Genomic DNA, 13,110 nt, shown 5'->3' with positions numbered 1-13,110 from the left:
TTATAAAAAACGACCCACGTATGGTTTTACCAACGCAAGTCGTTTTCGACATCTATATAAATAAGCTATTTTTTCATGCTAGCAAGCATTTGATTGATATCTACAATTCCTGCCTTGCCAGCATTAACAGCATCTGAATCATTGCCAATCATTTGACTGTTAAGCCAATCAATTACCATTACTAGGTTCATCCCAGCAACCAAATGAATATTTTGACCACCCATAATCAAACGACTAACTGTATTAGCGGGAGTTCCTCCCATTAAATCCGAAAATACTGTTAAATCTTGTTCAGGAATACCGTTAATGGTATCTTGAAACTTTTTTTCAAAATCTTCTGGTCCTTCTTCCGGAAGTAAGCATACTACATGAATATGTTCTTGAGGACCCATAATTAACTCTGCACTTTTTTTAACTTCTTCAGCCATCTTACCATGACCAATTAACACTAACTCTTTTGTCATAACATTTTTCCTTTAATTTGCTGCTTGAATACCAGTACCCAAAGTTTGAATGCTTGTGAACAAAACTGAGAATAAAGTAGTAAATGTGAATCCCATAATTAGATAAGCAATGTGCTTCTTAACTGGTAAGTAACGAAGCAAAATAGCAAAACCAACTGCAGAAAGAACAGCACCAGCTACTGTCAAACCAGTACCTAACCACTTCAAGTTTCCGTTTAATGAGTTAGCAATAGTTTGAACTAAACCGCGTCCAAATGCTAAGGCAATAAATACAGGAATTGCATGCGATAAAGTCCATGGAATTGCACCATATAGGAAGTTTCTTTCAATTCCCTTGTGGGCTCATCCCTTTAATACTTACTGAAAATGCTGTTGCGAGAACTGTACTTCTGTAAAATATTTTGTAAGCGATTTCTACAGTTTTAGTCTTAGTATGTTAAGTTTTGCCAGTCAACTGGTTGTGACCACTTTTTAAAGATTTTCTAAAGTTCCTTATAAAGGTATATTCTTTTAAGCTTTGTAACGTGATTCACCATTTAGATAAGTTTCACTTACCGTCATATCATGGTTTAACACAACAAAATCAGCTGGATGATCTGGCTTAATCACACCACACTTATCAAGTAAATTACAGCTCTTAGCTGGCACATAACTAGCCATCATAACTGCATCTTCAGGTGTTGCGACATTCCAATCAACTACATTCTTAACTGCATCCTTTAAGAGCAAAATACTACCTGCCAAATTATTAGTTTCTTTTAGGCGTGCCATTCCGTCTTTAACATAAACTGGTAATTCTCCTAAAACATAGTCACCATCTGGCATTAAACCTGCTTGCATACAATCTGTAATCAGAGCAATATGTTCTGGTCCACGTGCATTTACCAAAGCACGAACAGCTGGTTCTTCAACATGATGACCATCGCAAATTAATTCATCTGTTGTTAAACGTGAAGAAAAAGCAGCACCAATAATATTAGGTGAGTGTTGTGACAAACTATTCATCCCATTAAATGTATGGGTAAATACGCTAGCACCAGCTTCAACACAACCAATAGCATCTTCAAAATCAGAATCTGAGTGGCCTAAAGCAACAACTAGTCCCATTTTTACTGCTTCACGTACAAACTGACGAGCATTTTTCCTTTCAGGTGCCATTGAAATCTTAATTAGCAGGTTATCTGAAGCCTTACGCCATTTTTTCAAAAGCATAATTGATGGATCAGTCATGTACTTTGGATTTTCTGCTCCACCATGCTTTGGAGTAAAGAAAGGTCCTTCAAAGTGCAAACCTTGAATTTTAGCACCAGTTTCTTCACCCTTATGTGCAGCAAACTTTTCACAAGTTTCTGTTAATTCTTTGTCACTAGCAGTAATAGTAGTTGGTAGCCAGCTAGTTACACCAGCTTGAAGCAATCCTTCAGAAATCTTGTTAACACCTTCCCAGTCGCTTTTCATTGTATCTTCATCAAGCAAACCGTGAATGTGTGTATCAACATAACCAGGTGCAATCCATTGATCGCCATATTCTTTAATCAAACCATGGCTAGGCTTTTCATCTTCTCGATAATATAAACCAAAGTTTCCGTCATCTTGAACTTCAAGATAACCACCATTTTCCGTTCTATTTTCTAAAAAAAATTTTCCTGCATGAATGTAATATGACATAGTATTTAACTCCTTAAATTAATTTTTATTTTAAAATGAAAATGTTTCCAAAATTTGAATATTATTTGACGAATTTGTGAATTGTTATGCCCTTAACAACACGATTAACTGTTCTCGTTGTTGAAGGTGTATCTGGGGTGTTTCCTACTTTGATTGAAGTAGGAAAAGCAATTGTTTGACCAAACATAATGTCTGGTAAAGCTAAATAAGCATCGGGTAATGTTTTTCCTTCAAAAGCAAAGAACTTACCATCAAAATTTTGACCTTCCTTTAATTGACCCATTCCCATCACTAATGGAACAATTTCATCATCTTTAATCTCATCTAAGATATCTAAATCGTATTTTCTGGTGTAGGTATTGTTAGGTACAAAATCAAACTTATTACGGTCACCATGTTTTCTTAAATATGGCATTACCGTGTTGCCTACATAAGCACTAGTTCCTGCCCAGTAAAAATAACCTTTACCTTATTAAATTTTTGGATGATTTTAGTTAAAAAATCATCAATCTCTGTTTTCTTTTCTTGATAGATATCAAAAGTTTCTTTCCATAAAGTTGGCTGTTGCTGAATTTCCCTAGTAGTGACATTTGCGCCCATCTTTTTAATTCTGCGTCACTTTTATTAAACATTAGCCTATTCCTTTCGTAACTACACTAAATGATTGTATTGCCGTGAACGATAAATAAACCTATCGCCTCGAGTAAGCGAAATAGTAAATTCAATTGGCACATTTTTATCATTGATTGCCCGTCTAAAAATCTTCAAGCTTGCATCTCCAGGTTTTACCCCTAGAACTTTGCTATCTTTTTCATCTAAATTGACCGCCTGTACATCTTCAAAAGCAAGAATACTTTGTTCATTATATTTTTGCTTCATCACTGTATATAAGTTTTCCTTTAGGTCTGACATTTTTAGATTAGGAAAAATTTTTTCAGGTAAATATGTTTCTCCATACATTAGTGGTACTCCATCAGCTAGACGTAACCTAACTAATTTATATGCTTTCTCACCAGCTCTTAAATTAAGCTGATTTGCAACGTCTTCTTCAGGTGTCACAAGTTCTAATGTGCGGTTTTGTGTTGTTGGCTTATGGCCTGTTTCAGACATTTGCTCACTAAAAGAATACATACTTCCCAAGTTAGTTTGATCTAGATAAATTGTCGAAACAAATGTACCTTTTCCATGCAATCGATAAATAATGCCTCGTTCTTCTAAATCATTTAATGCTAATCGAATCGTATTTCGACTCACGCCATATTCTTTTAAAAGTTGCCTTTCACTTGGTAATCGATCATTTGGCTTCATTTCAGTCTTAATTTTCTTTTCGAGATCTGAAATAACTTGCTGATAAAGTGTTTTTTTCATCTTCTAACCCCATCCAATCTTTAACTGGTTAGTACCACCTTCTACAGAATATTTTAGAAAGCGTTTTATGTCAAATCTAAAAAAACACGAAACTTATTTTTTCGTTATAATATGAACTATACGTAAATGAAAAATTTAATTTAAAGAAGAAAACTAATTATGTCTGAAATTACTAACAAACAACAACCTCAACATTTAAGTCGTTTAGTCCATGTAGCTAAGGGTACTCGCTACTATGATTTGCAATTTGCAGATGGAACAAGAGCACGTTTATATATTATTGCTAAAGGGATCTTTCGTTTAATCGTTGATCCAGCAGCAGAATTTAAACCTTTAACTCCATCATTAACTATCGCAGCAAATAACTTTAGTTTGCGTCCATTTGAAGATTCTCAGCTTTTAGTAACCGATGAAACTTTTACCATTAAAAGTGGTCAATTTTCACTTCGCTTACAAAAGAATCCAGCTATCTTCAGTATCTTTGACGATCAATTACATCGCTACCGCATGATGCAAAGTAGCCCAATTGAACTCGGTAATGATTATTCCCGTGAATTCTTACGTCAGAACAAAAACGAATTCTACTACGGTGGCGGGATGCAAAACGGAAGTTTCAGCCACAAAGGAAAAATTATCGAGATTAAAAATACTAATTTAACTGGTCCAGGTGCTGTTGCTTGTCCGGAAGGATTTTTCTGGTCAAATGCTGGTTTTGCAGAATTAAGAAACACCTGGAAAGATGGTGTCTACAACTTTAAGAGCGATAATGGAACTACAGCTATTATTACTCATCAAACTCCTATTTTTGATAATTTCTATCTTTTAGGAGATTCTCCAGCAGAAATATTGCGCCAGTACTATAAAATTACCGGTTCACCTCTTTTCTTGCCTAAATATGCCTTAGGATTGGGTTATCTTGGTAATTACCTTGATACTTGTTGGACAGGAGCTAAGCCTCAAGAAAATAGTGCTATTAAATTTGAAGACGGCAATACTTATAAGATTGCTCACATCGATGATGATATTGTAGCTAAGTCCTCTCTTAATGGAGAAGAACAGTACCAATTTTCTGCACGCGCAATGATTGAAAGGTACAATTCTTATCATCTTCCACTTAGTTGGTTTGTTCCTAACTATGAAAGCAAACAAGATTTAGATGAAGATGAGATGAACAACTTAGTCGATTTTGCAAAAGACCAAAATGTAAAAATAGGATTCTATGGATCCTTGCCTACTGATGCACCAGCTAATTTTTTAAAGTTCAAGACTGATCCTGCTAATTTCCCTAATGAAAAAATAATGCAGGACTTTGCTATCGCTAGTGAACCTCTAATTGATAAAAATCAAACCAATCGTCCTTGGGCAATGGCAAGTAATGGTTGGAGTGCTATTCAAACTTTGGCTACTACCGCAAATGAAGGCGTTGGCGGTGAATGGGATCAAATTGCTACTGAAATTGCTAGCTTTTTAAGTATGTCTCTTTCTGGGCAGCCAAATGTCGGAAGTGCTATTGATGGAAAAGAAGGTGGCGGTAATGCACAAGTAAATATCCGTGACTTACAATGGAAAGTCTTTACCCCACTTCTTTACTCAATTGATAATTATGGTAATATCCAAAAAACGCCGTTTGCATTTAATGCAAAAATGACTAGAATTACTCGCGCCTATCTTAAACTTAGAGAAAAAATCACCCCATATCTCTATACTCTTACCCGCGCGGCTCAAGATGGAATGCCAATTGTTAGACCTCTTTTCTTAGCTTTCCCTCATGAGCGAGTTAACTATACTAACCAAATTAAACATGAATTTATGCTGGGAAATAACCTACTAATCGCGCCAATTACTAACGGACGAGAAGATCCAAGTGGTGCTTCCCTAAAGGATAATCTCTACTTACCCGATCATCGCACAATGTGGATTGACCTCTTTACTGGTAAGAAATTAATTGGTGGTCGAATTTACGATAAGTTACATTACCCACTCTGGCATCTTCCTGTATATGTCCGCGGCGGTGCGATTTTACAAGAGTCCTTAAGAAGTGCACTTGTTTACCCACAAAGTAAAAGCTCAGCCATTTTATATGAAGATGATAATCAAACTACTGATTATGAAAAGGGCCATGCAGCTACTACACAAATCACTAGCTCTGTTAGCGGATCAAACCTTCATATTACTGTCTACCCAACTGAAGGCAGCTACACTGGTCTTAAAGAGAAACAAATTACTAATTTAACGATTATGTCTGATCGTTATCCTGGTAAAGTTTCTCTTAAACTAAACGATCAATTTGTTCCACTAACTGAATATAACGATCTTGATGGCTTTAACAAAGCTGAAGAAGGTATCTTCTACCAACAAGATTACATGCCATGCAAAGAGTTTGGTTACTTTACTGGTCAACTGCAACCAGCTCTTAGAGTGAAGATGCCGGCTGTCGATATTCATGACAACAAGTTCGAGCTAATGATTGAAAACTTTAGCTACGGTAGCGAAGTAGAACAACACGCTATTATTGATTCAGCAATGGCTTCTCCAAGAAGTGCTGCAATTCTAACTGATCGCCTAACCTCAAAGAGTATTACTATTACATGGACTAATCCAACTAATTTCGCAGATAAAAATATAATGGCCGATATCGAAGTTAACGGAATTGTTCATACTAATATTGACGGTAATACTTTTACTTTCCATGAGCTTGAACCTAATACACGCTACCGCTTCAGAATTAGAAATAAATTCGGTAATAAAGTATCCGATTGGTCAGAATACTTTGGCACTCATACAAAGCGCGATCAGATGGATTACGCCATTTCAAATGTTACAGTTTCGAGTACGGGAGAAAGCGAAGAAGATTTACAAGTCGAAAACCTAACTGATCTAAAATTAGCTAGTGAGTGGCTTTCTAAAGACCAAATTACTAAAGATAGTCCTCTAGACTTAACTTTTAATTTCAACCATATTTATAAACTGAGCCGGATGGTTTACGTTCCTCGTTCACGTGATCGCATTGGTCATGTTTTACGTGTTCAAGTTGCTATTTCCAAAGACGGAGAAAACTTTAGCGACTTCAGTAAAGAAATTAATTGGCCAAACGATGCTAAAAACAAGGTAATTGGCTTAAGAGACGTAGTTGCTAAATCAATTAAACTTAGAATTTTGGCAACTTCTGATAATTTAGCTTCTGGAAAAGAAGTTCTATTCTTTATGGCTAAAGAATAAAATTAAAAAGTCCGAAAAGGAAATGTATAGTCATTTCATCTTTTCGGACTTTTTTCTACAGTTTTTTGTTTCACGTGAAACTAAACATAAATCTTTCTATCTTTTAACCATTCAAGGCTCAATTCAAACCAATGTGCCAGATGTGGATCAGCTTTGCGTTCAGCAGTTGCCAATTCAGGAGTAGCAAGAGAAAATCCATGTCCTCCTTTATTAAATAAGTGTGCTTCAAAGCGAATTCTATTTTTTCTTAGGGCAGTAATATATTCAATAGTATTATCAATTAAGACAACTGGATCATCTACTGCTTGAAAAATAAAAGTAGGCGGTGTTTCAGGAGTAACTCCTAACGCTGTATCTAATAAATCCTTCGCAGTTGGCATTTTTTCCTTAGCATAAGAAGGTAAAGGAAAACCAATATCTTTAATATTAATTAACGGATAACCTAAAATAGTCGCATTTGGTGATACTTTATCATGCTCAAAATGATATTCAGATTGCCATTTTTGACTTTCTGCCATTACATTCATCGAACTAACAACATGGCCGCCAGCTGAAAAACCAATTGTTGTAATTTTATCCTTATCAAGGCCTAACTTCTCACTGTTTTTTCTAAAGTATGCAACAGCAGTTAAACCAGATAAAGCAGCATCAGGATAAATTCTGCCAGGATCGGTAGTTAAATTATATGACACTATTGCTGCATCAAATCCATGAGCTGCATAAGCTAAGGCAACTGGTTCTCCTTCTCTTAATGATAAATGATCAAAACTACCACCTGGAAAGACTAACATTAGCGGTCTTTTTTTTAGGAGAAGTTGCGGATTATCTTGCAAACTATAATAAGTAACGTTAAATTCACGCCCATTAAAATTTGTTAACGTCAAATTCTCTATTTTCATACTACTGTGCCTCTATTTATCTCTACTTTTTATTTTCTTTATTCGTTAAAGTGTGTGCTAAGAATATTATAGTTAATGGTACCGTTAAAAGCACGCCAATGAACGAATATACAATAATTAAAAACTCATCCACAAAAAGTTTATCATTTAAAATTTCAAATAAGGAATAATTTAGTCTTACATACCAAATAAATATTGGTAAAAAACTGCCAAATAAACCAAATAAGATTGTATTCATGGCTGTTCCTAGTATATCCGCTCCAACTTCATTCCCACTTCTAATTAATTGCTTTTGTGTAATGTTAGGATCATGCCGCTTTAACTCAAGTAAACCAGCACTCATTGCAACACTGGCTTCCGCAATTGCACCTAGCATCGAAAAGATTGCAACTAAAATTGCGATTTGAGAAAAACTAATTCCTACATTTAATGATAAACCAATTAATTCTTCTCCTGCCTGGTCTCCAAAGCCTTGAGTTTGCGCTAAATTTTCAAACAAGATAATTATAAACATCACAATCAAACTCACGCATAGAGCAGTTAAAAAGGCATTTTTGGCTACAGTATAATCATGTGTTCCTAAATAAATAATCGTTAGTAATTTCAAAGGAATAAATATTACTCCAACCAATACAATATTTACTCCCCAAGAAATAAGTAGTGCAACTAAAATCAGTAAACAGGCATTGATAACGACGCTTAGATAACTCTTAAAGCCAGTTTTTCCTCCAACTATAATCATCAATATCAAAAGAATTAATAAAAGAGCAGTTAAAGTTGTCATTTTTCTACCACCTCTGCTTTTTATTTCTTAAAAAGACAGCACTACATAGAGTTGCAAAAATCACTGTCAGTACAATTCCGATCGCCGAGCTTAAACTCTGGATTACCCCTAAAGAAAGGGTATATTTAAAGGTATAGACCAAAGTATTATTATCTCTCAAATACAAAATTGTCATAGGTAGGGCCTCAGCCATAAAAATTAAAACTAGTACATTTATTAGCGGCCCCATAATCTCTTGACCTAGAGTTCGTCCGCTAATAAATAGCTCTTTAAATGTTAGGTCTGACTTATGTTTTGCAAGTGCATAAAGACTAGAGACAATATCCGTTGCCTCATCCATAACTGCCCCTAAAACACCTAAAATTGTCTGTGCTAAAAATAAGGCACGTGGATCTTGTGTAGCATAATCAACTGCTTCATAATCAATTCCACGCTCATGCGTTAGTTTCATAACCAAATAAAAAATGCTAAATGAAACAAAAACGCCTAATAATGTTGCACACAAAGTGACAAGCATCTTTTGATTAAATCCTTGTACAATCACTAATGAAACAAATGTAAATAAAATCGTAGCGATGCTATAAATTAAGAAAATTCGTGTTCCATTTTCTCTAATATCACTTTTAATTACAAAATAGAAAATGATGCTATTTAAAATCATTGAAATTAATAACAAACTAGCTTGTTTCCCTGTAATTAAAATAATTAAGCTAATTGTCAAAAACATACTTAAAACCACAACCCAATCGCGCTTGGGTTCTACTAATTTTGGCTTTCCCTTAATAAACGAAACAATTACGCGTTGATGAGGCCGATATTTCTGCGAAACAGCTTGTGAAAGAGAATAAGTATTTGTAACAGTAAATTTCTTTCCTTGATATCTTCCCGATACAATTTTTAAGTGCAATGTCTGCTGTCTCACTTCATCTTTATTTTCATAATTGTCTTTAGTCTTATCAACCAAGATGTCTTTAATCTGACTATCAGTAATTACAGCTACTGATTTATTTGCAAAAGAAGTTGAAAAATAGGTTATAATTGTGAAGATTATTCCAACTACTAAAACTAGTAGACTAAGCCAAATTTTTGTATTCTTTTTCACTTCGTCATCTTCCTTAATAATTTTGTTGAATACGCTACTATAGTAGCATTAAAAGTTTTTATAATTTATTAAAAAATGGTAATTCATTCGAGGTAAATCTAAATATGGAACTTATGATTTCCAGCTTTACCTTAGCTATTGCGGCCGCAATTAGTATCATTATTGCTCAAGCAATTGACAAGGTTTCTGCTAATTATATAAGTATGATTATCGGGATCATCATCGGTTTAGTCCCTTTCTTAAATTATCAAATCGCTAGTTTTAATCCTGAGATTTTTATGGAATTGATCGTAGCTCCTCTTTTATTTTTCGAGGGACAAAAAACCAAAATTCATAATATTGGTAGGCGTATCAAAGAGATCATTGGTTTAACTGTTATTATGGTTCTACTTGCCTTAATAGTAAGTGGCTTTAGCATTCATTTACTAGCCGGCATTAGTCTACCATTAGCTTTTATCATTGGTAGTATTAGTACACCTACAGATGCAACTGCTAGTGAGGCTGTTACTAACGGTTTAAGAATGCCAAGACGAGTAACAGCATCACTTAAAGCAGAATCACTTTTTAATGACGCTTCTGGAATTATCTTGCTTAACATGAGTTTACTGTGGTTTGCTAACGGCTACATTAACTACAGTCAAACTATTCAAGAATTTCTCATATCTTCAGTTGGAGGAAGTATATTAGGATTTGCCGTAGCATGGATAATCATTATTTTTCGTCAATCTCTTATTAGATCAAGATTTAATTCCTTAAATGCTCAGAATTTAATTTATATTCTCACTCCGCTCGCACTTTACGCCTTAGCAGAACACTTACACGTTTCTGGAATTATTGCTGTTGTAGTTGCTGGCCTTTTACATAATGCGGAATCACAACAAAGTTTACTTATTAACTCTAGACAAATACACATGGGTCGCGATTTAGAAAATCTTATTTCTGATATCTTTAACAGTATGGTATTTATCATTTTAGGTTTAATGATGGTCAGAATCTCTCGCAACAAATTATTTAATAGCGATCTAGTAAAATGGATCACTGTTGGTATAATTGTCTATCTCGCTAACTTATTAGTTCGCTATATCTACGCTCGATTGATTATTCACTATGACCGACGAGAAAGCATTGTCTTTTCACTCGGAGGCATTCACGGAGCGGTAACACTAGCCTTAGCATTAACAATCAGTGCACGTTTTTTAGGTACTCAAAACTACAATTTAGTTATCATGTCTGAAGCCATATTAATTATTTTAAGCATGCTTATTCCAACGATAATTTTTCAATTCATTCTTCCACATGAGGTTAGTGATGAAGAAGCCCATATTGTAGTAGATAAAGTAAGAAATGAAATGGTTAAACGTGCACTAATCTCAGTTCATAGAATGTATTTACCTCAAAGAGTAAAGCGGCATGTTATTTACACTCTACTTAATCAAAAGCGAGTTGTTAAAACTCGTGAATACATGGCTGTCTTACTTAAAACAATTGATCAACCTAACCTGACTAAGTCAGAACAATATTTACAACGTTTAGCCTTTTTTAGAGCATTTGCAGTAGAGCGCGAATATTTAGAAATGATTGGACAAAAAGAAAGTAAGTATCGAACATATATCTTAAGTCTTTATAACGACGTTTTATTAGCTGAATCTCTAATTATTGAACCTGAAGACGAATAAAAATAGGATGCCCGACGGCATCCTATTTTTATTTGAAAAAGCGATCCCACCAATGGTGTTTCTTTTTAGGACGAATTTGCATTTGTGCCAAGGTACGATGAATATTTTCTTCTACCTTTTGCTTACGACGTTTTTCTTCGTTCTCTCTAGCTTTTCTTAAAATTTCTTCATGAGCTTCTTGCTCACTCTTTTGCTCTTCAGTAATTTCAGTGGCAGCTTCCTGTTCTTCATTAGTTTGAACTTTTTCTTTAGAATCTTTTGATTCTGGCTCAGCTAACTGGTGCGAACTATCAATTAATTTCTTATTTTGAGCTTCAACACGAGCTACCTGCTTCTGCAAATCTTCAATCGCTTTATTCTGGCTTGCAATAGTATTTTGTAACATAGTCAAAAGCTTAACTACTTGATCAGCATCAACAGTAGCAGTATTTGTTGCAACCTCTTTTTGTAATTTTGCAGCTTTTCTAGCTTCTTCAGTTTTTTTATCACTTATGGCGAACACTTGTCTAGCTGCCTCTTGTAAGGTTAAATCAGACTTCTTTGAGAGAGCCTTAAAAGCCTTCAAGTCTTCAATATCTTTAGCTGAATAAAGTCTTGCCTTTTGTTTGGTTCTCTCATAATAGTCCTTATTCCCAGTAACCTTTTCAACGATTAAGGAATACTTTCTTAAGGTTGCTACACTGATATGAAGTTCTTCCGCCGTTTTTGCTGGGGCCTCAAGTTCTTCAAAATTATGGTCGCTTGCCATCCTAAATTCTCCCTTTACTACTTACTTTATTAAAACATACTAATTTTAATCATGTTTATGCAACAAGGTCTTCTTGTGATCGTAACGTTCTATTGCGTAATCAATTAATTTAGTAATCAAGTCAGTATATGGAATTCCAACTTCTTCAAATAATTTAGGATACATACTAATATTGGTAAAGCCTGGAAGAGCATTAACTTCTGTTAAAACAACTTCGTTGTCTTCTTTACGAAGCATAGAGTCGATTCTTGCTAAACCACTACATTCAGTTGCTTGGAATACTTTTAATGCGTTCTTTCTGACTTTTTCAACAATTCCTTCTGGTAATTTAGCCGGTATTTCCAAAGTTGAAGTTGAATCATCATCATACTTATTTTCGTAAGTATAGAATGAATCCTTAGCGTTAATAATTTGACCAACACCAGCAACAATTGGATTATCATTGCCTAAAACAGCAGTTTCTACTTCAGTACCATGAACAGTTTCTTCAACTAAAACTTTATCATCATATTTGAATGCTTCAGCTAAAGCAATCTTGTATTCTTTTTCATTGGTTACATGACTTACACCAACTGAAGAACCTTGATTTGATGGCTTTACAAATAAATCAGAACCTAATTGACTAGCTACATGTTCGTAATCAAGCTTATCATTATCTGCATCGTTATATTCAAAACGTTTAATAGTAATCCATTTTGCTACTGGAACGCCAGCACGTTGTGCCAAAATCTTGGTCATTTCCTTATCCATTGTTACGGCTGCAGCTAAAACGTCATCCCCAACAAATGGCTTATCTAACACTCTAAATAAACCTTGTAAGCATCCATCTTCACCTAGATTTCCGTGTACAATTGGGAAAAATACATCGATTTCTGGGCGATCTTTTAATTCAACAATGTTAGAAATGTTAGCTACTTTATGAGGGTTAGCTACTTCCATCTTAGGGTTCTCTAATACCTTACGAGAATCTTCATCATTAGCTAAATAACCATCATTAGTGATCCACATTGGATAAACATCAAATTTGTTAGTATCAATTTCTTCATAAATGTTGTGGGCAGACATGATAGAAACTTCGTATTCGGAAGAGTTTCCACCGAATATCAAACCCACCTTAATTTTGTCAGTCATATCTTTATCTCCTTTTTGTCCTCGAATCCTTATTATAAACAATCGTGACGC

10 protein-coding genes and 2 pseudogenes are annotated in these 13,110 nt (G+C 34.7%); 2 read left to right on the top strand and 10 right to left on the bottom strand.

Features of this window, described 5'->3' with window-relative positions; translation table 11 throughout:
- Positions 1–65: 65 nt before the first annotated feature.
- From H1A07_RS00625 to H1A07_RS00605, 5 genes and pseudogenes are all read right to left on the bottom strand, one after another.
- Positions 66–464 carry a PTS sugar transporter subunit IIA gene (locus tag H1A07_RS00625; protein WP_210145066.1) on the bottom strand — a complete coding sequence of 133 codons (399 nt, stop codon included), beginning with the start codon at positions 462–464 and terminating at the stop codon, positions 66–68.
- Between the two features lie 21 nt (positions 465–485).
- Positions 486–803: pseudogene (locus H1A07_RS00620) on the bottom strand (PTS sugar transporter subunit IIC); the annotation flags it as partial.
- Between the two features lie 171 nt (positions 804–974).
- On the bottom strand, positions 975–2,132 hold the full coding sequence (gene nagA / locus H1A07_RS00615) for an N-acetylglucosamine-6-phosphate deacetylase (protein WP_210145065.1): 1,158 nt from the start codon (positions 2,130–2,132) through the stop codon (positions 975–977).
- Positions 2,133–2,193: 61 nt separating this feature from the next.
- Positions 2,194–2,764: pseudogene (locus H1A07_RS00610) on the bottom strand (phosphoheptose isomerase family protein).
- 19 nt (positions 2,765–2,783) lie between these two features.
- On the bottom strand, positions 2,784–3,500 hold the full coding sequence (locus H1A07_RS00605; RefSeq protein ID WP_210145064.1) for a GntR family transcriptional regulator: 717 nt from the start codon (positions 3,498–3,500) through the stop codon (positions 2,784–2,786).
- A 159-nt stretch (positions 3,501–3,659) separates the two neighbouring features.
- Between H1A07_RS00605 and H1A07_RS00600 the strand changes: the two genes are divergently transcribed.
- A complete protein-coding gene (locus H1A07_RS00600; RefSeq protein ID WP_210145063.1) occupies positions 3,660–6,719 on the top strand; it encodes a DUF5110 domain-containing protein in 3,060 nt (1,019 codons plus the stop codon).
- Between the two features lie 80 nt (positions 6,720–6,799).
- Here the strand turns inward: H1A07_RS00600 and H1A07_RS00595 are convergent, their stop codons facing one another.
- Genes H1A07_RS00595 through H1A07_RS00585 form a run of 3 tightly spaced genes read right to left on the bottom strand, consistent with a single transcriptional unit; the run spans position 6,800 to position 9,504 of the window.
- Positions 6,800–7,618: an alpha/beta hydrolase gene (locus H1A07_RS00595; protein WP_057718847.1), complete on the bottom strand. Its 819-nt coding sequence runs from the start codon at positions 7,616–7,618 to the stop codon at positions 6,800–6,802.
- A 22-nt stretch (positions 7,619–7,640) separates the two neighbouring features.
- A complete protein-coding gene (locus H1A07_RS00590) occupies positions 7,641–8,402 on the bottom strand; it encodes a YibE/F family protein (protein ID WP_210145062.1) in 762 nt (253 codons plus the stop codon).
- 4 nt (positions 8,403–8,406) lie between these two features.
- Positions 8,407–9,504 (bottom strand): YibE/F family protein, encoded by a 1,098-nt coding sequence (locus tag H1A07_RS00585; protein WP_210145061.1) that lies wholly within the window; start codon positions 9,502–9,504, stop codon positions 8,407–8,409.
- A 104-nt stretch (positions 9,505–9,608) separates the two neighbouring features.
- On the opposite strand from H1A07_RS00585, the gene H1A07_RS00580 reads away from it, so the two are divergent.
- Positions 9,609–11,180 (top strand): cation:proton antiporter, encoded by a 1,572-nt coding sequence (locus H1A07_RS00580; RefSeq protein WP_210145060.1) that lies wholly within the window; start codon positions 9,609–9,611, stop codon positions 11,178–11,180.
- 28 nt (positions 11,181–11,208) lie between these two features.
- On the opposite strand, the gene H1A07_RS00575 is transcribed toward H1A07_RS00580, so the two are convergent.
- Positions 11,209–11,928 carry a coiled-coil domain-containing protein gene (locus tag H1A07_RS00575; RefSeq protein ID WP_210145059.1) on the bottom strand — a complete coding sequence of 240 codons (720 nt, stop codon included), beginning with the start codon at positions 11,926–11,928 and terminating at the stop codon, positions 11,209–11,211.
- A 45-nt stretch (positions 11,929–11,973) separates the two neighbouring features.
- Positions 11,974–13,059, bottom strand: coding sequence for a D-alanine--D-alanine ligase family protein (locus tag H1A07_RS00570; RefSeq protein ID WP_210145058.1), 1,086 nt, complete (start codon positions 13,057–13,059; stop codon positions 11,974–11,976).
- Positions 13,060–13,110 lie beyond the last annotated feature (51 nt).

It is taken from the genome of Lactobacillus taiwanensis, assembly GCF_017894345.1.
In the GTDB taxonomy this organism is placed as follows: Bacteria; Bacillota; Bacilli; order Lactobacillales; family Lactobacillaceae; genus Lactobacillus; species Lactobacillus taiwanensis.
This window is presented reverse-complemented; position numbering and strand designations above follow the sequence as displayed.